Source organism: Pseudomonas sp. Sample_16, assembly GCF_004307665.1.
Classification (GTDB): domain Bacteria; phylum Pseudomonadota; class Gammaproteobacteria; order Pseudomonadales; family Pseudomonadaceae; genus Aquipseudomonas.
The window spans coordinates 22,702-45,476 of the sequence record NZ_RCOB01000073.1 but is presented as its reverse complement, the minus strand read 5'-3'; the positions used below and the strand labels follow the sequence as shown (position 1 = coordinate 45,476).

Sequence of the window (22,775 nt, the reverse complement as noted above, 5' to 3'; positions counted from 1 at the left end):
AGAACGCTGCAGGGTGTCAGGATACCCTCGTCATCGTTCACGACCATCGCGAGCAGGCTCGCTCCAACAGAACAGCAACAACCAATACCGGTTCAGCTTAAAAAGGTCGCGCAGTGTAACGGCAAAAACGCCGATTGCTAAGAGCCAATCGGCGCCAATTTATGCCTCTTTTGCGACGTCTTCGCCGCGTGACCGCAGATAGCGCTTCAACGCGGCCAAAGAGTCCGGGCAGTAAGGCTTTTGCTCGATTTCCTGCATGACCTGTTCGATGGGGATAAAACGCGCTTCCAGCACCTCTTCCGGTTGCAGGACCAACGGGCCATCCCACACCGCGGAAAACGCCGAGCACCACAGGCGATTGCCGGTGTCTTCGAAGAAAAAGTGGTCATGGGCGGTCAGTTCCACACCACGCACGCCCAATTCTTCTTCCAGTTCCCGCGCCGCCGACTCGGCGTAGGTTTCCGTCGCCAGCACCATGCCGCCCGCCGCCACGTCCCAGAAACCAGGATAGATTGCCTTGCTGAGTGTGCGCCGATGCACGCAAAGCTCACCCGCGGAGTTGAACAACATGATGTAAGTGCCGCGACCGATCAGCCCTCGCTCACGCAAATCGGAACGGACCAGGGCGCCGAGCAGGTTGTCCTGTTCGTCGACCCAGGCGATCTGTTCGGCATCCGAAGCCGCCCGATGGGCGGCCTCCCGCAGGTTATCGATGGAACTGTCGGCCATGACTCAGCCCTGATTGAGCAGTTGACGCAAATCGATCACTGCCGCGTTGGCCCGGGAAATGTAGTTGGCCATGACCAGCGAGTGGTTGGCCAAAACGCCGAAGCCGCTGCCATTGAGGATCATCGGACTCCACACGGCTTCCTGCGACGCTTCCAGCTCACGAATGATCTGGCGCACGCTGACCGTGGCGTTCTTCTTGGCCAGGACATCGGCGAAATCGACTTCGATGGCGCGCAGCAAATGCGACAAGGCCCAAGCCTGGCCCCGCGCTTCGTAGAACACGTTGTCGATCTGCAGCCATGGGGTTTCGACGATTTCTTCGTCGACTTGCGGCGCCACACCCGGTACCACGACCTCGGTTTTCAACGCGGTGTTGAGCTTGACCCGACCAACACTGGCCGACAGTCGTTGCGACAGCGAACCCAGACGCGTACCGACGTCGCCCAGCCAGTTGTTCAGGTTGTCGGCGCGGGCATAGAACAGCGCGCTCTTCTGGTTCGGATCGGACAGGCGCGCCTGATAACGGCTCAGGGAATTGATGCCTTCCTGGTACTCGGACTCACTGGATGGCAGCACCCAGCTCTTGTTGTCGAAGTTGAAACGCGGCTCGGCCTTGGCCAGATCGGCGTCTTCGGCGGACTGCGACTGCGAGCGGGCGAAATCTTTGCGCAACGCACGGCTCAGGTCGCGCACCTGTACCAGCACGCCATATTCCCAGCTCGGCATGTTGTCCATCCACAGGCCTGGCGGAAAGCGGTCGTTGGAGATATAGCCGCCCTGCTTGGTCAGCAACGTACCGGCAACGGTCTTGAGGGTTTCGACCGTGGTGTAGCCGACCACCATTTGCTTGCCTTCTTTTTCGGCCGCCATTTGCGCAGTCTGCTGCACAGGAAACAGCGCAGGCTCCTGGCTCCAGTACCATCCCAAAGCAATCGCCACCAGCAGGTAGAGACCGATCAGCGTGGCCAGCGCGCGGCTGAACAGCAGGCCGCCCAGATAACTGCGGGTGGCCGACTTGGGCTCGGCGGCACGTTCAGGCGCACTGCCCGCGCGGTTTTTCCAGTCCAGCATGGCGATATCCTTTCAATCACTTGAGTTCAACGGTTCGACCACAACCATACAACAACGTGCCTTTGCCCGGCACCCGCCGTTGGCGTGATGACGAAAATTAAACGTCCCGCGTAACCGCAGCGATCATCACGACCGCTTCGCTGACGCTGCCCATAGGGGAATCCCCTAGCCCATACCCGCAAAAAAACAGCGTATCGGCTCATCTTCAGCCACCTGAAAACAACTCGCATTCAAGTCTGATCGGCAGCTCGAAACGCCCGGACATTTCATCACAAACGCCGTACAAGCCCCGGTCGGCGCGCCCTTCGCAAAAACCAACAGCCGATTTACGACCAACCAGTCAGAAACTGAATGCGTCCGCGTTGCAGATTATTGACGTACAGCACTCATGTCATCGCAAAGTGGTGCTAGCATAGAGCCACCACTCGACCTCAGCGCGCCCCCTAACTAGTAGTCAGGATATGACCGAGCCAGAAGATCCCAGCCGCGAGCGCCTCAAGCACCACTTTGCCCAGCGGGTAATTCATCAGGCACGTCAGATTCTTGAGATATGGCAGCGCCTGCAACGCAGCGAGTGGTCAAGCACCGATCTGTCGGAGCTGAGCGAGGCCAATCTGCGCCTGCTGCGCTTCGCCGAGCGTTTCGAACAGCCGGAACACACGCACCTGGCTCGCCAAATCACTCAGTCACTGGAAGCCGTCGATGCCAATCGCGGACGCTTGAGCAGTGGCCTGATCACTGACCTCAACCGCTTGATGCAGCGCCTGTCCCGCACTGGCCTGCGCCATGGCGACCAACTCGACCAGACGTTCCTGCCGCCCCTGCGCAAGCCGATCTACGTCATGCTGCAGGATCACGACCGCGCCGAACGCCTGGCCAAGCAACTGGAGTTTTTCGGGCTAAGCGCCCAGTCCCTGGACAGCGTAGCTGCGTTTCGCTCGTCGATGGTCGAGCGTCTGCCGGCAGCAATTGTCATGGACGTGGACTTCAGTGGCCCCGGCATCGGCCTGAAGCTGGCCGCCGAAGCCCAGGAAGGCCTCGATCATCAATTGCCGCTGTTGTTCTTCAGCCTGCACGAAACCGATACCCCGACCCGACTCGCCGCCGTGCGTGCCGGTGGTCAGGAGTTCCTCACCGGCACGCTCGAAGCGTCGAGCCTGCTGGAGAAAATCGAAGTCCTGACCTGCGTTGCCCAGTACGAACCCTATAAAGTGCTGATCATCGACGACTCCCGTGCCCAGGCCCTGCACACCGAGCGCTTGCTCAACAGCGCCGGGATTGTCACCCGGACGCTGATCGAACCGATCCAGGCCATGGCCGAACTGGCGGACTTCCAGCCGGACCTGATCATCCTCGACATGTACATGCCGGCCTGCACGGGTACGGAACTGGCCAAGGTGATCCGTCACAACGACCGTTATGTCAGCGTGCCGATCATTTACCTGTCCGCCGAAGACGATCTGGACAAGCAGCTCGACGCCATGAGTGAAGGCGGCGACGACTTCCTGACCAAGCCGATCAAACCCCGGCACTTGATCACCACCGTGCGCAATCGCGCGGCGCGGGCGCGCAACCTCAAGGCTCGCATGGTCCGCGACAGCCTCACCGGCCTGTACAACCACACCCACATCCTGCAATTGCTCGAAGACTGTTCGTTCCGCTCTCGTCGCGAGAACAAACCGCTGAGCTTCGCCATGCTCGACATCGACCACTTCAAGCGCGTCAACGACAGCCACGGCCACCCCATGGGCGACCGGGTGATCAAGAGCCTGGCGTTGTTCCTCAAGCAGCGCTTGCGCAAGACTGACTTCATTGGCCGCTACGGCGGTGAAGAGTTCGCCATTGTCATGCCGGACACCGACCTTGAGGCGGCCTACAAGGTCCTCGATGAAATCCGCCAGCGCTTTGCCGAAATTCACTATCCGGCTCAACCCCAGGATTTGTGGTGCACGTTCAGCGCCGGGGTGGTGGAGTTGTGTGAAACCTCCGACAGCCTGTCCATGGCCAGCCAGGCGGATGAGGCGCTCTATCGTGCCAAAGGTGCCGGGCGCAACCGTGTCCAGGCGGCGGGGACGTCAAAGCAAAGTGCCACTTTTTCATCGCAATTGCCCCCTTCGGTCATAACCCTGTAACAGAAACGCAATAACTTCAGGCGCTTACCATTTCTGCCGTTGGTAGTCCGTGATGCGCCTGAAGCTGCTGACCAATCTCAACACCCTCCTTTTAGTCGCCGTGTGCGTAGCCCTTGGCGCGACGCTGTGGTGGTCGCAAAAAGCCCTCGAACGCCCGTACCTATTAATGGAGCGTTACCTGGGTTTGTCCCAGCAGTTTCAGAACGATGTGGCGCGCAACATCGAGGATTACCTCGCCAGCGGCGATGCCCTGCGCTTGAGCAACGCCACCCAGGCCATTGATGCCCTGCAAACAGAACTCGGCGAATTGCCACCGGCGCTGGCCGAAAGCCTGCGCCCAAGCCTGTCGAACCTCAGTGACTTCAGCAAAACCGATCTGCTGGCCGCGGGCAAGCTCGCCGGAGATCCACAGGCCCTGCTGCTGCAAGCCGAGCGGGAATTGGCTGCCAGCCTCGACCAGCTCAGTCAGTACGCCAGCGCCAACGCGGCGTACCTGACGCCATTGCTCACTGCATCGCAGCATTTGGGTAAATTGTCGCTGGCCCGGGACAAACTGGTCAGCAGCGGCCGCAGCGAACTGGCCGCCGACGTCGAGCGCGAAGTCACCCACATCCGCACCCAGGCCGAGCTGCTGGACGCCCTGCCCTTGCTGGGCGTGGCAGCCAGCAGCGAATCGAACACCGATGATTTCGCCTCGATGATGGGGCTGGAAAACACTGAGAAAGCTGTCGCCGAGGATGCCGGCGTTGGCTACAAGCGTGAACTCAATAGCCTGCTAACCCGTTACCCGGCAGAGCTGGCTCGGACCCGCGAGCAGATCCAGAAACGCGCCGATCTCAGTACCGCGACTCATCTTAAAATCGCCGATGTGCAACACGCCATCGCCGGGCTGGAACCGGTGGTCCGCGCCCAGCACGGGCAAATCCAGGGCGAAGTCCGACTGATGCAAGGCGTGATGATCGGTTTGATTTTGCTGATCGCGCTGCTGATCGACAGCCTGCAACGCAAACTCGCCCGGACCCTGACCAACCTCGCTCCGGCGCTGTCGACCTGGGCCGAAGGGGATTTCAGCCAGGACATCCAACTGGGCAAGACCAACCGCGAATTGCATGACATCGAAGCGTCGCTCAATCGCTTGCGCGCCTATCTGGTGGCGCTGGTGGGGACCATTCGCCTCAACGCCGAACAGGTCGCCGGCAGCAGCCGGACCCTCGCCGAATTGAGCAACGACCTGCACAGCGGTGCCGAGCACCAGGCGGGGGACACCGCATTGATCCGCGATTCCCTCGGCGAACTGGAAGCGACCATTCAGCAAGTCGCCGGCGATGCCAGCCAGGCTGCCGAAGCCAGTCGGCATGCGGGCCTCGCGGTGGAGCACGGGCAGCAAGTCATTGGCCTGAGCCTGACAGGCCTGCATGCGCTAGTGGACGAAGTGCAGGGCAATGCACAGTTGATCGAACATCTGGCCGAAGAGTCCGCGACCATCGGCGGGGTGCTGACGGTGATTCGCTCGATTGCCGACCAGACCAATCTGCTGGCGCTGAATGCGGCCATTGAAGCGGCACGCGCCGGGGAAATGGGTCGCGGCTTTGCCGTGGTGGCTGAAGAAGTTCGCTCACTGGCGCAACGCACTGCTGGTGCCACCGCCGAAATCCAGACCTTGATCGCCGGTCTGCAAACCGCCGCGCGCCAGTCGGTCGAAGGCATGCGCGCCCAGGTCGAACACGCCGAAGCCACCGCCAACCAGGCCCAGGCGGCCGATGGCGCGCTGGATAAAATCGTCGGGGCGATCCAGACCATCTCTGACACCGCAGTGCGCATCGCCGATGTCACCGCCCAGCAGAGCGGCGCCGTCAGTGAGATTCGCGACCACAGCGAGCGGATTCATCAGTTGGGCGGGGATAACTTGCTGCGCATTGGCGAAGGGCGCGAGCAAGGGGAAAATTTGCTGGTGCTGGGTGGGCGCCTGCATACCGCCGTTCAGGCCTTCCGTGTCTGATAAGCCGCCATCGCTGGCAAGCCAGCTCCCACAGGATTGAGGGTGCTTATAGATCTTGTGGACAACCTTGATACTCGTGGGTGTTGGCTTGCCAGCTCCCACAGGGTTGAGGGTGCTTATAGATCTTGTGGATACCTGCAAAACTTGTGGGAGCTGGCTTGCCAGCGATGACGTCGGACCAGTCACCCCAGCACTACCCGCACTGCACATCCGCACGACGTCCGCTATCATCCCCCCAATTCCGATACGCGAGATTGTCATGCGCCGTTTGCTCTGCCTGCTTTTATTCGTGCTCGCCCTGCCGGCCGCCGCCACCGGCCTGTTGGAGAGCCGTCCCAGTTCTACCCTGGGCTCGATCAACAACAGCGCCGACTTCCTGCCGGTACGTGAAGCTTTTCAGTTGAGCCTGGTAGAAAGCACGCCGCAATCGATCAAACTGCGTTTCGTCGCCACCGAAGGCTATTACCTCTACCGTCACCGCTTCCAGTTTCGCGCAGAACCGGGCGATGTCACCCTCGGGGCAGCGCAATTGCCCGACGGCCAAAAGAAGCACGACGAGTACTTTGGCGATGTCGAGGTCTACCACGGCGTTCTCGATGTAGAACTGCCGCGCACCGATCAGCGCGCCTTTACCTTGGTGGTGACTTATCAGGGCTGCGCCGACAAGGGCCTGTGTTATCCGCCGGAAACCGAGCGCCTGAGTATCAACGCCGGCAACAGCGCAACCGTGCCGTATAGCTGGAGCTGGCGCGAACTGGCGCTGTTTTTCCTCGCCGGTCTGGGCCTGACGTTCACCCCCTGCGTGCTGCCGATGCTGCCGATCCTGTCCGGCGTGGTGTTGCGCGGACAGGTCGGCGGCTGGCGCGGTTTCAACCTGTCGCTGGCGTATGTGCTGCCGATGGCGGCGTGTTTTGCCCTGCTCGGCGCCTTGATGGGGATGTTCGGTGCGCAACTCAATCTCCAGGCGCGCCTGCAATCGGCCTGGGTGCTGGTACCATTCGCGATGTTTTTCGCAGTGTTTGCCCTGGCGATGTTCGGGGTGTTCGAGCTGAAGTTGCCGCACGCCATCAGCAGCCGGCTCGACCGCATTGCTGGCCGCACCGAAGGCGGCTCGCTGTGGGGCGCGGCAGTGCTGGGCGTGGTTTCCAGCCTGCTGGTTTCGCCCTGCGTATCGGCACCCTTGGCCGGTGCGTTGCTGTACATCAGCGCCAGCGGCGATGCCTTGGGCGGTGGACTGAAACTGTTCATGCTCGGCCTGGGCATGGGCGCGCCACTGTTATTGGTGGCCACCGGCGGCGCGGCGTGGCTGCCAAAAAGCGGCCCGTGGCTGATCTATGTGAAGAATGCAATTGGCGTGTTATTGCTGGGACTGGCAATCGGCTTGCTCAGCCGGGTTTTGCCGGGACAGGTTACGCTGCTGCTGATCGGCCTGTTGGCCGCGGGTGTCGGCTTGTTCCTCGGCGCACTGGAATTCGTCTACAAACCACCGCGAAAACGCCTGGGCCAGCTATTCGGGATGTTCCTGCTGTTTTACGCGCTGGCCTGCTGGTTCGGCGCATTCAGCGGCCAGAGCGACCCGTTCAACCCCATCGGCCAGTCGCGCACCATTGCCAGCAACGCGCCAACCCAGGAAACCAGTGCCTGGCAAACCGTAGACACCCCGGCTGAACTCGACCGTGTGCTCGCCCAAGCCCGCTCAGCCAACACTGCGCTGCTGCTCGACTGGTACGCCGACTGGTGCATCAGTTGCAAAGTGATCGAACGGGAGGTACTGAACGACCCCATCGTCATCGAACGCCTCAAGGGTTACAGGCTGGTGCGCTTTGATATCACCCAGAGCAACGCCGAACAACGCGCCCTGCTCGATCGCTACCAACTGTTCGGCCCCCCTGCCTTGATGTTTTTCGGCAAGGACGGCGTCGAACGTGTCGATGTGCGGGTGATCGGCGAGATCAATGCGCGGGACTTCGCCGAACGTGTTGCCAGGGCGAATGACCGGATTTAAGCAAGCAGTCATATATTTCGCGCAAACATCGGTCATCGTGCTGGCTATTGCAGAGAACTGGACAGTCACAAAGGCTTTGCGGCATAGTCGCCGAGTTCTGACAATTGCACACGGATAACAAAGGAACCGCCGATGGCGACGCTACTCGTTCTGCACGGACCCAACCTGAACTTGCTCGGCACCCGTGAACCGGGCACCTATGGCGCCACGACGCTGGCGCAGATCAACCAGGACCTGGAACGCCGTGCCCGTGAAGCCGGCCACCATTTGCTGCACCTGCAAAGCAATGCCGAGTACGAATTGATCGACCGCATCCACGCCGCTCGCAGCGAAGGTGTGGACTTCATTTTGATCAACCCGGCAGCTTTTACGCATACAAGTGTCGCATTACGTGACGCGCTGCTGGCGGTGAGCATCCCATTCATCGAAGTGCATTTGTCCAACGTGCACAAACGCGAACCTTTCCGCCATCACTCTTACTTCTCCGACGTAGCGGTAGGAGTGATCTGCGGCCTTGGCGCCAGCGGTTATCGACTGGCCTTGGAGGCTGCATTAGAGCAGCTTGAACAACAAGCTATACGCCCCTGACCGACCCTTGGGAGTTGATGATTCATGGATATCCGTAAAGTTAAGAAACTGATCGAATTGCTGGAAGAGTCCGGCATCGACGAGCTCGAGATCAAGGAAGGCGAAGAGTCCGTACGCATCAGCCGTCACAGCAAGACCCCGGCTCAGCAGTACTACGCTCCTGCGCCAATGCCAGCTCCGGCTGCCGCGCCTGTCGCTGCCGCCGCTCCGGCTGCCGCTGCCGCCGCACCTGCAGCGCCTGCCGCACCAGCGTTGAACGGCACCGTTGCCCGTTCGCCAATGGTCGGTACGTTCTATCGCAAGTCTTCGCCAACCTCGCCGTCCTTCGTTGAAGTCGGCCAGACCGTGAAGAAAGGCGACACCCTGTGCATCGTTGAAGCCATGAAGATGATGAACCACATCGAAGCTGAAACCAGCGGTGTGATCGAATCCATCCTCGTCGAAGACGGCCAGCCGGTTGAGTACGACCAACCGCTGTTCACCATCGTTTGAACCGCGGAGAGCCTTTGATGACTGCGAAGTTGGAAAAAGTTCTGATCGCCAACCGCGGTGAGATCGCCCTGCGGATCCTGCGCGCCTGCAAAGAGATGGGCATCAAGACCGTCGCCGTTTACTCCAAGGCTGACAAGGAACTGATGCACCTGGGTCTGGCAGACGAGTCCGTCTGCATCGGCCCGGCATCGGCCGCCCACTCCTACCTGCACATTCCGGCAATCATTGCCGCGGCCGAAGTGACCGGCGCTACCGCCATTCACCCAGGCTACGGCTTCCTTGCGGAAAACGCCGACTTTGCCGAGCAGGTCGAGAACTCCGGCTTCGCGTTCATTGGCCCGAAAGCCGAAACCATTCGCCTGATGGGCGACAAGGTATCGGCCAAGCACGCCATGATCGCCGCCGGTGTACCGACCGTTCCGGGTTCTGACGGCCCGCTGCCGGAAGACGAAGAAACCGCTCTGCGCATTGGTCGCGAAGTCGGTTATCCGGTGATCATCAAGGCCGCTGGCGGCGGTGGTGGTCGCGGCATGCGCGTTGTGCATAAAGAAGAAGACCTGATTTCCTCGGCCAAACTGACCCGCTCCGAAGCAGGCGCGGCGTTCGGCAACCCGATGGTCTATCTGGAAAAGTTCCTGACCAACCCGCGTCACGTGGAAGTCCAGGTGCTTTCCGACGGCCAGGGCAACGCCATCCATCTGGGCGACCGCGATTGCTCGCTGCAACGTCGTCACCAGAAAGTTCTCGAAGAAGCGCCGGCACCGGGCATCGACGAGAAGGCTCGCCAGGAAGTTTTCGCTCGCTGCGTCAAGGCGTGCATCGACATCGGTTACCGGGGTGCGGGCACTTTCGAGTTCCTGTACGAGAACGGCCGCTTCTACTTCATCGAGATGAACACTCGTGTCCAGGTAGAGCACCCGGTTTCGGAAATGGTCACCGGTATCGACATCGTCAAGGAGATGCTCAGCATCGCCGCCGGCAACAAGCTGTCGTTCACCCAGGATGACGTGGTCATCCGCGGTCACGCGCTGGAGTGCCGGATCAACGCCGAAGATCCGAAAACCTTCATGCCGAGCCCGGGCACGGTCAAGCATTTCCACGCACCAGGCGGCAACGGCGTTCGCGTCGACTCGCACCTGTACAGTGGTTATGCCGTACCGCCGAACTACGATTCGTTGATCGGCAAGCTGATCACTTACGGTGCAACCCGTGACGAAGCCATGGCGCGCATGCGCAATGCGCTGGACGAAATCGTGGTCGACGGGATCAAGACCAACATCCCGCTGCACCGCGACCTGACCCGCGACGAAGGCTTCTGCAAAGGGGGCGTGAACATTCACTACCTCGAACACAAGCTGGCCGGCGAGAAGCACTAAGCTTCGAACCTGCACCTGACAAAGCCGCCTTCGGGCGGCTTTGTTGTTTCTGCAGATGCCCCCAGAAACCTTGTGGCGAGGGAGCTTGCTCCCGCTCGGTTGCGCAGCAGCCGCAAGACCATTCATCCGAGTTGCGTCAGACAAAGCCTTATCTACCATTTTGGGACCGCATCGCGCTCCAGCGGGAGCCAGCTCCCTCGCCACAGAGAGCGTCGTGCGGTATTGGATGGCAACCCGGTCGTCTTCTGCGTTGCGCTCGCGTAAACTTGCGCGCTTCTCGCAGCCCGCTAGGCTGCAATCTATATTTTTCAAAGGTGCCCGCCATGCCTTGGCTGCAAGTCCGTCTCGCCATCAGCCCAGAACAAGCCGAAACCTACGAAGACGCTTTCCTTGAAGTGGGCGCCGTATCGGTGACCTTCATGGACGCCGAAGACCAGCCGATCTTCGAGCCGGAACTCAACACCACCCCACTGTGGTCGCACACCCACCTGCTGGCCCTGTTCGAAGGTGGCACCGAGCCTGGCCCGGTGCTGGCTCACCTTGAGCTGTTGACGGGCAGTCCGCTGCCCGAACACCACAGTGAAGTGATCGAGGACCAGGACTGGGAACGCAGCTGGATGGACGGTTTCCAGCCGATGCGTTTCGGTCAGCGCCTGTGGATCGTGCCAAGCTGGCATGCCGCCCCCGAACCAGACGCCGTCAACCTGCTGCTGGACCCGGGCCTGGCGTTCGGCACCGGCACCCACCCGACCACCGCGCTGTGCCTGGAATGGCTCGACGGTCAGGATCTGAAAGATTGCAACGTGCTGGACTTCGGCTGCGGCTCGGGGATCCTGGCCATTGCCGCCTTGCTGCTGGGCGCCAGGGAAGCGGTCGGCACCGACATCGACGTGCAGGCGCTGGAAGCTTCCCGCGACAATGCCGGGCGCAACCACATTGCCAATGAGCTGTTCCCACTGTATCTGCCGGAAGATCTGCCGCAGGTTCAGGCTGATGTGCTGGTAGCGAACATTCTCGCTGGCCCGCTGGTATCCCTTGCACCGCAGCTGTCCGGCCTGGTCAAGCCCGGTGGCCGTCTGGCGCTGTCGGGGATTCTGGCCGAGCAAGGCGATGAAGTGGCTGCAGCCTACGCCAAGGACTTCGATCTGGATCCGATCGCCAATCGCGATGGCTGGGTGCGCATCACAGGCCGTCGGCGCTAGAATGAGCGTCTGCATAATCCGGATCGCCGCATGACCGATAGCTTCGTCACCCAGTGCCCGCATTGCCAAACCAGTTTCCGCGTCAGCCATGCCCAGTTGAGCGTGGCGCGCGGGGTCGTTCGCTGTGGCTCATGCCTGCAGGTATTCAACGCGGCCAAGCAATTGCTTGAACAGGCCGGCAAAGAGCCTGCCGCGCCGATTACACCTGCCATCGCGCAAGCCCCGGCACCCGAACAACCGCGTGCCATCAGCCAAAAGCAATGGAGCGCGGCCGAACTGGATCTGGACAGCCTCGACCTCGACGAAGAACTCGCCCGGCTCGAACAGCGGGAAATCCAGCCCATCACCGAATTCGGCCGCCCCCGCGAAGACAGCCTCAGCGCTCGCCGCGACAGCACTGAAATCGACGAAGAACCCTGGACCACTGACAGCCTGTTCAGCGAATCGGCCGCCGATCGTGCGCAAACGGGCAATAACCTTGACGAGCTCGATGCGCTCGACACTCCTGTTTCAGAAGAACCCCTGAAAGAGACAGGCATCCTCGCACGCACCGAACCCTCGCTATCGCTGGAACTCGAGCCGGTGGAACTGGACGACGAACCCCAGCCGCCACATTTACGCCTGCACGACCCGCTCGATCCTCCACTTCATCACGAACGCCTTTCGGCAACGGCAACTGAAGAAATCGACGCCGACCTGCCTTCGATCGAGCCCTTGCGCAAGCGTCGCGAACGCAGCGAACCGGGCGTTCGCGCCGAAGTCTTGCAAGACCTGACCGATGACCCGCTGCAACTGGACTGGCAAAAACGCCGTTCGCCGTGGGGGCGCCGATTCTTCTGGCTGGTGCTGATCCTGCTGGGCGCCGGCGCACTCGTGGGCCAGTACGTCGCCTATCACTTCGACGAACTGGCACGCCAGGACCAATATCGCCCATGGTTCCAGCAACTGTGCCCACACATCGGTTGCACGGTGCCCTCCAAGGTCGACATCGCCAAAATCAAAAGCAGCAACCTGGTAGTGCGCAGCCACCCGGAGTTCAGTGGTGCGCTGGTGGTTGATGCGATCATCTATAACCGCGCGCCCTTCTCCCAGCCCTTCCCGCTGCTGGAACTGCGCTTCGCCGACCTCAACGGCCACCTGATCGCCAGCCGCCGCTTCAAACCCGGCGAGTATCTCGGGGGCGACCTTGAAGGCATGGCCGAAATGCCTCCGCAAACCCCGATCCACATTGCACTCGACATTCTCGATCCAGGTGCAAAAGCGGTGAATTACAGCCTGAGCTTCCACTCGCCCGAGTGAAACGGTTCACCGCTCTTCAATTGACGACGGCTTTCTGACTTTCCCTGCGCGAACCAAACCGCTGGCGATAACGGAATAACTGTTCAGATTTTGTTCAATTCGACCTTTATCCAGTCATCGAGAGCGGGTATCATGCCAACCCTTTTTCGAACTCTCATGATCCGGCCCCACAACAGGGAAGCCCTATGTCGGCGGTACGCATCGGTCCATACACATTACACAACGGCTTGATTCTCGCCCCGATGGCGGGGGTCACCGACCAACCCTTTCGTCAGCTGTGCAAACGATTGGGCGCGGGACTGGTCGTCTCGGAAATGGTCACCAGCGACATGAGTTTGTGGAACACCCGCAAGTCGCGGATGCGCATGATCCACGAAGGTGATCCCGAGCCACGCTCGGTACAGATCGCCGGTGGCGATGCACAGATGCTGGCGGATGCAGCGCGGGCCAACGTCGAGTTGGGCGCACAGATTATTGATATCAACATGGGCTGTCCGGCGAAGAAGGTCTGCAACAAGGCCGCCGGCTCCGCACTGTTGAAGGATGAAGCACTGGTCACCGAGATCCTGCAGGCCGTCGTGGCTGCGGTTGATGTGCCGGTTACCCTGAAGATCCGGACCGGCTGGGACCGGGACAACAAGAATGGCCTGACGGTGGCGAAGATCGCCGAGCAGGCAGGCATTACGGCGCTGGCGGTACATGGCCGCACCCGTGCCGATCTGTACACCGGTGAAGCCGAGTACGACACCATTGCCGCGATCAAGCAGGCGGTATCGATGCCGGTGTTTGCCAACGGCGATATCGATTCGCCGGAAAAGGCCCGATACGTGCTCGACGCGACCGGTGCCGACGGCCTGCTGGTTGGCCGGGCCGCCCAGGGGCGGCCATGGATTTTTCGCGAGATCGACCATTTCCTGCGCACCGGCGAGAAGCTCCCGGCGCTGGAACTGATCGAGGTGGAACGCATTCTGCTAGAGCATCTGGCTGCGCTGCACGCCTTCTATGGAGACGTGATGGGCGTGCGCATTGCTCGAAAGCATGTGGGCTGGTATCTCGCAACCTTGCCGGGCGCCAGGGAGTTTCGCGCCCACTTCAATCGTTTGGAAGATACGGAAGCACAATGCGCCAACGTTCAGGGGTTCTTCGCCGAACGTTACAAGAGCCTGACAGGGGACGGAGAGGGGGTGGCCGCATGACGATGATGACCGAGACTTTAGTGAGTGGAACAACACCCGTGAGCGACAACGTGAATTTGAAACAGCACCTCAATACCCCGAGCGAAGAAGGTCAGACCCTTCGCGGGAGTGTCGAGAAAGCGCTGCACAATTATTTCGCCCACCTTGAGGGCGCTGCCGTCACGGATGTGTACAACCTGGTGCTCTCCGAAGTCGAGGCTCCCCTGCTCGAGTGCGTGATGAACTACGTCAAGGGCAACCAGACCAAGGCCAGCGAAATGCTCGGACTCAACCGGGGCACGCTGCGCAAGAAACTCAAGCAGTACGATTTGCTGTAAGCATTCAATCAAACCAGAAAGGCGCCCGCGTAAAACCGGTCGCCTTTTTTGCTGACTCCTTTGCTTTTGATGGAAATTGAAATGACCGACCAGACTACCCGCCTGCCGATCCGCCGCGCCTTGATCAGCGTTTCCGACAAGACCGGGATCCTTGAATTCGCCAAAGAGCTTGAAGCCCTGGGCGTCGAGATCCTCTCCACCGGCGGGACGTTCAAGCTGCTGCAGGACAACGGCGTTGCCGCTGTGGAAGTCGCTGATTACACCGGTTTTGCCGAAATGATGGACGGTCGGGTGAAGACCCTGCATCCGAAAATCCACGGCGGGATCCTCGGTCGTCGCGGTATCGACGATGCCATCATGAACGAACACGGCATCAAGCCGATCGATCTGGTGGCGGTCAACCTGTACCCGTTCGAAGCCACCATCAACAAGCCAGGCTGTGACCTGCCGACCGCCATCGAGAACATCGACATCGGCGGCCCGACCATGGTCCGTTCGGCTGCCAAGAACCACAAAGACGTGGCCATCGTGGTCAATGCCAGCGATTACGCCAGCGTCCTCGAAAACCTCAAGGCCGGTGGCCTGACTTACGCTCAGCGTTTCGACCTGATGCTCAAGGCCTTCGAACACACCGCTGCCTATGACGGCATGATCGCCAACTACATGGGTACCGTGAACCAGGCTGCCGAGACGCTCAGCACAGAAGGTCGCAGCGAATTCCCGCGCACGTTCAACAGCCAGTTCATCAAGGCCCAGGAAATGCGCTACGGCGAGAACCCGCACCAGAGCGCGGCGTTCTACGTGGAAGCCAAGCCTGCCGAAGTCGGCATCGCTACCGCGACCCAACTGCAGGGCAAAGAGCTGTCGTACAACAACGTGGCCGACACCGACGCTGCATTGGAATGCGTCAAGAGCTTCGTCAAGCCAGCCTGCGTGATCGTCAAGCACGCCAACCCGTGCGGCGTGGCTGTCAGCCCTGATGCCGAAGGCGGCATCCGCAAAGCCTACGACCTGGCTTATGCCACCGATACCGAATCCGCGTTTGGCGGCATCATCGCCTTCAACCGCGAACTGGATGCAGAGACCGCCAAGGCGATCGTCGAGCGCCAGTTCGTTGAAGTGATCATCGCCCCAAGCGTCAGCGAAGAAGCCCGCGCCATCGTTGCAGCCAAAGCCAACGTGCGTCTGCTGGCCTGCGGCGAGTGGTCGGCCGATCGTGCAGCAGCGTGGGATTACAAGCGCGTCAATGGTGGTCTGCTGGTGCAGAGCCGTGACATCGGCATGATCAGCGCCGATGACCTGAAAGTCGTGACCAAACGCGCTCCGACCGAACAGGAAATCCACGACCTGATCTTCGCCTGGAAGGTCGCCAAGTACGTTAAATCCAACGCCATCGTCTACGCCAAGAACCGTCAGACCATCGGTGTCGGCGCCGGTCAGATGAGCCGCGTGAACTCGGCTCGCATCGCTGCGATCAAGGCTGAGCATGCAGGCTTGCAGGTAGCCGGTTCGGTGATGGCGTCCGACGCATTCTTCCCGTTCCGCGATGGTCTGGACAATGCGGCCAAGGCGGGCGTGACGGCTGTGATCCAGCCAGGCGGCTCGATGCGTGATGCTGAAGTGATTGCTGCTGCCGACGAAGCCGGCATCGCGATGGTGTTCACCGGCATGCGCCACTTCCGTCACTGATTTGTTTGCTTGATCGTACCCACGCTCTGCGTGGGCACGCAGCCCGGGACGCTCCGCGTCCCTCGGACGCGGAGCGTCCGTTGAGGCATTCCCACGCAGAGCGTGGGAACGATCAGCCCCCACAGAATTAGCGTCATCCGAGGTTTTTGAAATGAATGTTTTGATCATTGGCAGCGGTGGCCGTGAACACGCCCTGGCCTGGAAAGTGGCTCAGGATCCGCGCGTGCAAAAGGTTTTCGTGGCCCCGGGCAACGCCGGTACGGCCATTGAAGCCAAGTGCGAGAACGTCGCCATCGACGTGCTGGCCCTTGAGCAACTGGCGGACTTCGCCGAGAAAAACGTTTCCCTGACCATCGTTGGTCCGGAAGTGCCACTGGTTGCGGGCGTCGTGGACCTGTTCCGCTCCCGCGGCCTGGACTGCTTCGGTCCGACCGCTGGCGCCGCTCAGCTGGAAGGTTCGAAAGCGTTCACCAAGGACTTCCTGGCTCGCCACAAGATCCCGACCGCCGACTACCAGAACTTCACCGAGATCGAGCCTGCCCTGGCTTACTTGCGCGAAAAAGGTGCGCCAATCGTGATCAAGGCCGATGGCCTTGCCGCCGGTAAAGGCGTGATCGTCGCCATGACCTTGGCCGAAGCCGAAGATGCCGTGCGTGACATGCTCGCCGGCAATGCCTTCGGTGACGCCGGCTCGCGCGTCGTGATCGAAGAGTTCCTGGATGGCGAAGAAGCCAGCTTCATCGTCATGGTCGACGGCAAGAACGTCCTGCCAATGGCCACCAGCCAGGACCACAAACGCGTCGGCGACGGCGACACCGGGCCGAACACCGGCGGCATGGGTGCCTACTCCCCTGCCCCGGTGGTCACCGCCGAAGTGCACAAGCGCGTCATGGATCTGGTGATCTGGCCGACGGTTCGCGGCATGGCCGAGGAAGGTAACGTCTACACTGGCTTCCTGTACGCCGGCTTGATGATCGACAAGGCTGGTAACCCAAAAGTTATCGAATTTAACTGCCGTTTCGGCGACCCTGAGACCCAACCTGTCATGCTGCGCTTGCAGTCGAGCCTGGTGCTGCTGGTTGAAGCTGCTCTGGCGCAGGCGCTGGACAAGGTCGAGGCGCAATGGGATCCACGTCCAAGCGTAGGTATCGTGCTGGCGGCGGGCGGCTATCCTGGTGACTACGCCAAAGGCGTGGCCATCAATGGCCTGGATGCAGCCGCCGCGCTGGAAGGCAAAGTCTTCCACGCCGGCACTGCGCTCAAGGACAATCAAGTGGTAACGGCCGGCGGTCGCGTGCTTTGCGCTACGGCCATGGGTGCCAGTGTCGATGCCGCTCAGCAGCAGGCTTACAAGCTGGCGGCGAAAATTGATTGGGAAGGCTGTTTCTATCGCAAGGACATTGGCTACCGTGCCATTGCCCGCGAGCGTGGCGAAAATCAGGAATAAGCTATCCTTTGAGCCGGGCAGGGGCTTCAAGCCCTTGCCTGACTATTCCGGCGCCGCGCATAGTTATATTCTGGCATCAACCTACGAAGGGATTTCGCCGTGCGCTGGCTCAGGATTGCCATAGGTTTCACCGTCACTCTGCTGACTCTGCTCTGCATGCTCCCGGCCCAGGCCGCGCAAGGCAGTGGCTGGGCGGTATTGCTCGACGAACAGGGCGATCTGCAACTGAGCGACATCCGCTCCACCCGCTACAACAATCAATTCAGTCCCATCGAACTCGACCGCCTCACCGCAGCCGAGCCCGACGGCGCACTCTGGATCCGCTTCCGCCTCGCCCCCGGCAAGCATGAACAGCTACTGCGGGTGTTCGCGCCCGACTTGTCGCGTCTCAACCTGTATGTGCTCGATGGCGACAACCTGATCGACCAATCGAGTACCGGCAACAAACAACCCCAGACCGACCGGCCACTGCCCAGCAGCGACTTCATGCTGCCGTTGCCGCAGAGCGACAAACCCCTTGATGTGTACCTCAGACTGGTCTCCGATAACCAGCTGCGGCCCTACATCACCCTGCAATCGGCGGTCATGACCGCGGCCAATCAGAACCAGACGCTGGTCTACGGACTGCTGTTGGGCTGTGTCGGCATGCTGATCCTGCACAACCTCATCCGCTACGCCTACACCCGTTCGCGCAGCAGTCTCTGGCTGGCCGCCTGCGAGGGCTTGCTGATGCTCAGCCTGGTGCTCTTGCTGAACCTCGCGGGGCCATGGTTACCGAGCTGGCAAGCCGTGCAAACACCGGGGGCATACCTCGCGTTGTTGCTGACAGCCCCCTGCGGCCTGATGCTCGCCTATCGCTTTTTTGCCCCCCTCGGCCCCCACCCGCTCAACCGGTTGCTGCTGGGCGAGATCCTGGTCATCACGACCTGCGGCCTGCTGCTGTTGTTCGTCAATACATTGCCGCTGAACATCATTACCTATGGCCTGGTCGCCCTGGCGGGTCTGACCATGCTGTTCGTCAGCGCCTTTCACTGGCAGAAAGGCTATCGCCCGGCGCGGCTGTTCGTTGCGGCCATGGTGGCTTTCAACCTCGGAACGCTGATTATCCTGCCGGCATTGCTGGGGCTGACACTGGTCGAGCCCCACGGCCTGATCACCATCCTGCTGGCTTTCATCTGCATCAGCGGCCTGCTGATGAGCATTGCCTTGAGCGAGCGCCAACGCAGCATCACCGAAGACCGCTTCAGCATCAGTCGCGACCTGGCCGCCAGCAATGCCGAAATCAATGCCAAGGCCGAGTTCCTGGCAAAGATCAGCCATGAAATCCGCACGCCGATGAACGGCGTGCTGGGCATGACCGAACTGCTGCTTGGCACGCCGCTGTCGGTCAAGCAGCGCGATTACGTGCAAACCATTCATAGCGCCGGCAACGAATTGCTGACGCTGATCAACGAAATTCTCGACATCTCCAAACTCGAGTCCGGGCAGATCGAACTCGATGATGTGCAGTTCGATCTCAACGCCTTGATCGAAGATTGCCTGAGCATCTTCCGCGCCAAGGCCGAACAGCAGAACGTCGAGCTGATCAGCTTCATCCAGCCACAAGTGCCGCGGGTCATCAGCGGCGATCCGACACGTCTGCGCCAGACCCTGTTGAGCCTGCTTGAAAATGCCCTGAAGAAAACCGACGAAGGCGAAATCCTGATTGTCGTTGCCCTCGATGAACGCAGCGCCAAACCGCGCCTGCGCATCGCCGTGCAGGACAGCGGCGAACCGATGGATGCCGAAGAACGCGATGCGCTGATGCACGCCGAGCTGCACAGCAAGCACTTCCTTTCGGCCAATCGCCTGGGCGGAAATCTGGGGCTGGTGATCGCCCGTCAGCTGATTCGCTTGATGCAAGGCGAGTTCGGCATCAAGAGTGGCAGCCAACAGGGCAGTACGCTGTGGCTGACATTGCCACTGGACCCGGACCGGCTCGAACACCCGACATCCGATCTGGACGGCCCATTGCAAGGTGCGCGGGTGCTGGTGGTGGACGACAACGACACCTGCCGCAAAGTGCTGGTACAGCAATGCAGCGCATGGGGCCTCAACGTCAGCGCCGTACCATCCGGCAAGGAAGCGCTGGCGCTGTTGCGCACCAAGGCGCACTTGCGTGACTACTTCGACGTGGTCCTGCTGGACCAGAACATGCCTGGCATGACCGGCATGCAACTGGCCGCCAAGATCAAGGAAGACCCGAGTCTGAATCACGACATCCTGCTGATCATGCTCACCGGCATCAGCAATGCGCCCAGCAAGATCATTGCACGCAACTCCGGGGTCAAACGCATCCTCGCCAAGCCGGTGGCCGGCTACACCCTCAAGACCACTCTGGCCGACGAGCTGACCCAGCGCAACAAAGGGCTCGCCGTCATGCCGCATGCGCCCTCCAGCCCTACCCTGCCGATCAAGGTGCCCAGCGATTTCCGCATTCTCGTTGCCGAGGACAACAGCATTTCAACCAAGGTCATCCGCGGCATGCTGGGCAAGCTCAATCTGCAACCGGATACCGCCAGCAATGGCGAAGAAGCGCTACAGGCGATGAAGGCCCAGCGCTATGACCTGGTACTGATGGACTGTGAAATGCCGATCCTCGATGGTTTCTCGGCCACCCAGCAACTGCGTGCCTGGGAAGTCGGCAACCAGCGGATTCGCACGCCGGTGGTGGCATTGACGGCGCATATCCTCGCCGAACACAAGGAGCGCGCGCGCCAGGCCGGCATGGACGGCCACATGGCCAAACCGGTGGAACTTTCGCAGTTGCGCGAACTGATCGAACACTGGGTTGCCCAGCGTGACCTGCAAAACCGCAGCGTAACCCCAACGCCCTGAGCCGACAGTTATTGCAACGCCTGATAGACTCCCCCTCGACTTCTCTCGCCAGTGAGCCCGCACCATGCTTCACGTGTTGTTCAGTGTTTACCTGAAGATGCTGGTGCTCTACAGCCCGTTTTTCGTGCTGTCCTGCTTCATCAGCCTGACCCGCGGCTACTCACGCAAGGAGCAGCGTCGACTGGCCTGGAAAGTGGCAGTCGCAACGCTGGTTTCCAGCGTGTTGCTGTACTTGTTTGGCCGGGTGATTTTCAGTGTCTTCGGCATTACGGTGGATGCGTTTCGCATCGGCGCCGGCAGTGTGCTGTTCATTTCCGCGCTGGGCATGGCCCAAGGCAAGTCGGCGGTCCAGACCGACAATGTGCAGCAGGACGTAACCATCGTCCCGCTGACCATTCCTCTGACGGTCGGCCCCGGCACCATCGGTGCATTGCTGGTAATGGGCGTGAGCCAGCCGCATTGGGACGACAAGCTCATGGCCATCGTCAGTATCGCGCTGGCCAGTTTTACCGTCGGTGTTGTGTTGTATCTGTCCAATCACATCGAGCGCATTCTCGGTGACCAGGGTTTGCAGATTGTCAGCCGATTGATGGGTTTGTTTGTGTGCGCGCTGGCGGCGCAGATTATTTTCACCGGGGTGAAGGGTTACCTGGTTCCTTGACCCGCCATGTCTATCAATGTCATCCGTTGGCCGGTGGTGCAAATCCGACACCAGTCAACGGCACGTCATGCTCGCCGACATTGATGCACAGTGCCAATCGTTGCGGCCCTAACCACTGCACGGTGTCGTCCCTGAACGCTTTGTACTCGTCCACTGAAAACCGGGCGTGAAAAAACGCGATCTTCACCCCTCCCATCACGCTACTCAATGCAAAATCCTGCCGGATATACTGGCTTTCGATCGGCTGATCCGTTTCAAAGAACACAGTGGCCAACGTCAGGAAGCCATCAGACTCAGCAATGCCGACCAGTACTCTCAAACGATGCATGCCGTTGAAGCTTGCGTCCATGCCGCCTGACTGACTGCCACACCCCATTATCGAGCGTTCACGAAAGACACGGGCCCCCGGTGACTGTTCAGGCAACTGCGCGACCCTGCGCAAAGCGGTTGCCGGCAGAGTGACCTGTTGTGCGGACAAACCTGATTGGAACGCTGCGTGAACAGCTTCAGATAAAGTGAAACTTCGAACACCGGAAGAAGGGAACATCCCCGAGGTTGCGCCCTGATCATGGAACTTCCATCCACAAGCGGCCAGAGTATCCATGAACACGCCGGACCATTGAGCGTGGTCCTTGGCGTGCGGAAAGTCCTCCTCTGCTGCAAGTTGAGCGAACAACACAGTGTCGAGCGTGTCCTGCCTGACTTCAGGCGGCAACAGCGTCGACAACAACAAAAGGCTGCAAGAGTTTATGACTATTGAGTACGCCATACGCTTTCCTTATTCGAGGGTGGCCAGAGACCAAAAGCCTCTGGCCTTGTCCCTTTACTTGCGTCGGCTGAAACGCTTGGCCAAAATTTCCTTGCGGTGAATACCGAGGTATTCTTCGATATCCGACTTGATGTACGCATAACGGGCAGGATTGAACGTTATGAATGACTTGCCATGGAAAATATTCAGAGAAGAAGTCTTCCAGTCCACGAACAGGAGACCGCCATCATTACCGCCTCCCTGGTGATCGACAGCCCCCACTGCGATCAGGATAATTCCGTTAGCCATTTGTTCACAGGGAATAGTGGACAAACGTACGCCTTCAGTATTCTTCGCTTGTGTATTAAACAGATTGATTGCTTCCGGCTCTTTCTTCAATGCAGCCAACGTAGAGTTGGTCAATGCACTGAGCGCCGTAGCGCCAGGAATGGCAGTCTTTGCGGCATCGACAGCGGCCTGGATAATATCGACCATGACATTATCCATCGTGATATTTAACGATGTGGCACTGTACTTTGAGTAACCTTTATCCGGAACGAAACAGCCCAGGTCTTCCATGCAGGACGTAAACGCATGGTACCAAGCCTTGGGGTCTTTATTTCCGGGCACCTCGATATTCGCTTCCATTTTCGACATGGTAATCAGGTTTTCAATGATCGCCATGTTTTCGATTGAGATTTGGTCACCATAACCGATCAGGCTGTTGCCCAGCACCAGTGCGTCCAACTCTTTGGTAGGGCTCGAAACGACCGAAGAGCTCAACGACATCGTGCGCGGTTGAACGGTCAATACACTTTTGCGCTTATTAATGCACGCCCTTACAAAATCAGCACTGTCAGAAACACTTACAGAACTTTCAAAATCGTCCATGAATACACTCCTTTATTTATCAATAATCGCTTCATCTGGAAGCGCACTGAAAACTA

At 60.0% G+C, this 22,775-nt stretch carries 18 protein-coding genes; 14 read left to right on the top strand and 4 right to left on the bottom strand.

The window, feature by feature from the left end; all coding sequences use genetic code 11:
* Positions 1-159: 159 nt before the first annotated feature.
* Together D8U69_RS11425 and D8U69_RS11420 are read right to left on the bottom strand one after the other, a co-directional pair.
* The gene (locus tag D8U69_RS11425; protein WP_056852470.1) at positions 160-729 is read right to left on the bottom strand and encodes an NUDIX hydrolase; all 570 of its coding nucleotides are present in this window, start codon (positions 727-729) and stop codon (positions 160-162) included.
* Positions 730-732: 3 nt separating this feature from the next.
* Entirely contained in the window at positions 733-1,800 is a 1,068-nt protein-coding gene (locus D8U69_RS11420; protein WP_056852469.1) for a DUF2333 family protein, read from the bottom strand.
* A gap of 461 nt (positions 1,801-2,261) precedes the next feature.
* Here D8U69_RS11420 and gcbA point away from each other — a divergent pair, with 461 nt between their 5' ends.
* The 14 genes from gcbA to D8U69_RS11350 all read left to right on the top strand — a co-directional run bounded on the left by gcbA (position 2,262) and on the right by D8U69_RS11350 (position 21,080).
* Entirely contained in the window at positions 2,262-3,932 is a 1,671-nt protein-coding gene (gene gcbA, locus D8U69_RS11415; protein WP_130907319.1) for a diguanylate cyclase GcbA, read from the top strand.
* Positions 3,933-3,984: 52 nt separating this feature from the next.
* Positions 3,985-5,931 (top strand): methyl-accepting chemotaxis protein, encoded by a 1,947-nt coding sequence (locus D8U69_RS11410; protein ID WP_130907318.1) that lies wholly within the window; start codon positions 3,985-3,987, stop codon positions 5,929-5,931.
* A 259-nt stretch (positions 5,932-6,190) separates the two neighbouring features.
* Positions 6,191-7,936 (top strand): protein-disulfide reductase DsbD, encoded by a 1,746-nt coding sequence (locus D8U69_RS11405; protein WP_130907317.1) that lies wholly within the window; start codon positions 6,191-6,193, stop codon positions 7,934-7,936.
* A gap of 132 nt (positions 7,937-8,068) precedes the next feature.
* Positions 8,069-8,524: a type II 3-dehydroquinate dehydratase gene (aroQ, locus tag D8U69_RS11400; RefSeq protein WP_056852465.1), complete on the top strand. Its 456-nt coding sequence runs from the start codon at positions 8,069-8,071 to the stop codon at positions 8,522-8,524.
* A gap of 24 nt (positions 8,525-8,548) precedes the next feature.
* A complete protein-coding gene (gene accB / locus D8U69_RS11395; RefSeq protein ID WP_056852464.1) occupies positions 8,549-9,016 on the top strand; it encodes an acetyl-CoA carboxylase biotin carboxyl carrier protein in 468 nt (155 codons plus the stop codon).
* 17 nt (positions 9,017-9,033) lie between these two features.
* The gene (accC, locus tag D8U69_RS11390; protein ID WP_056852463.1) at positions 9,034-10,392 is read left to right on the top strand and encodes an acetyl-CoA carboxylase biotin carboxylase subunit; all 1,359 of its coding nucleotides are present in this window, start codon (positions 9,034-9,036) and stop codon (positions 10,390-10,392) included.
* A 323-nt stretch (positions 10,393-10,715) separates the two neighbouring features.
* On the top strand, positions 10,716-11,594 hold the full coding sequence (prmA, locus tag D8U69_RS11385; RefSeq protein ID WP_056852462.1) for a 50S ribosomal protein L11 methyltransferase: 879 nt from the start codon (positions 10,716-10,718) through the stop codon (positions 11,592-11,594).
* A 30-nt stretch (positions 11,595-11,624) separates the two neighbouring features.
* Positions 11,625-12,893, top strand: a complete 1,269-nt coding sequence (locus D8U69_RS11380) for a DUF3426 domain-containing protein (RefSeq protein ID WP_130907316.1) — start codon at positions 11,625-11,627, stop codon at positions 12,891-12,893.
* Between the two features lie 185 nt (positions 12,894-13,078).
* Positions 13,079-14,089, top strand: coding sequence for a tRNA dihydrouridine synthase DusB (gene dusB / locus D8U69_RS11375; protein ID WP_056852460.1), 1,011 nt, complete (start codon positions 13,079-13,081; stop codon positions 14,087-14,089).
* A complete protein-coding gene (fis, locus tag D8U69_RS11370; protein ID WP_015093301.1) occupies positions 14,086-14,406 on the top strand; it encodes a DNA-binding transcriptional regulator Fis in 321 nt (106 codons plus the stop codon). Before dusB ends, fis begins: the two co-directional genes overlap by 4 nt.
* A gap of 81 nt (positions 14,407-14,487) precedes the next feature.
* Positions 14,488-16,095 (top strand): bifunctional phosphoribosylaminoimidazolecarboxamide formyltransferase/IMP cyclohydrolase, encoded by a 1,608-nt coding sequence (gene purH, locus D8U69_RS11365; RefSeq protein WP_056852459.1) that lies wholly within the window; start codon positions 14,488-14,490, stop codon positions 16,093-16,095.
* 151 nt (positions 16,096-16,246) lie between these two features.
* Positions 16,247-17,542 carry a phosphoribosylamine--glycine ligase gene (gene purD, locus D8U69_RS11360; protein ID WP_056852458.1) on the top strand — a complete coding sequence of 432 codons (1,296 nt, stop codon included), beginning with the start codon at positions 16,247-16,249 and terminating at the stop codon, positions 17,540-17,542.
* 99 nt (positions 17,543-17,641) lie between these two features.
* Complete coding sequence (locus tag D8U69_RS11355) at positions 17,642-20,419, top strand: hybrid sensor histidine kinase/response regulator (protein ID WP_056852457.1); 2,778 nt, start codon at positions 17,642-17,644, stop codon at positions 20,417-20,419.
* A 64-nt stretch (positions 20,420-20,483) separates the two neighbouring features.
* Complete coding sequence (locus D8U69_RS11350; RefSeq protein WP_056852456.1) at positions 20,484-21,080, top strand: MarC family protein; 597 nt, start codon at positions 20,484-20,486, stop codon at positions 21,078-21,080.
* A gap of 19 nt (positions 21,081-21,099) precedes the next feature.
* Here D8U69_RS11350 and D8U69_RS11345 read toward each other — a convergent pair whose 3' ends face one another.
* Together D8U69_RS11345 and D8U69_RS11340 are read right to left on the bottom strand one after the other, a co-directional pair.
* Complete coding sequence (locus D8U69_RS11345; protein ID WP_130907315.1) at positions 21,100-21,849, bottom strand: hypothetical protein; 750 nt, start codon at positions 21,847-21,849, stop codon at positions 21,100-21,102.
* A gap of 54 nt (positions 21,850-21,903) precedes the next feature.
* The gene (locus D8U69_RS11340; protein WP_056852454.1) at positions 21,904-22,719 is read right to left on the bottom strand and encodes a hypothetical protein; all 816 of its coding nucleotides are present in this window, start codon (positions 22,717-22,719) and stop codon (positions 21,904-21,906) included.
* Positions 22,720-22,775 lie beyond the last annotated feature (56 nt).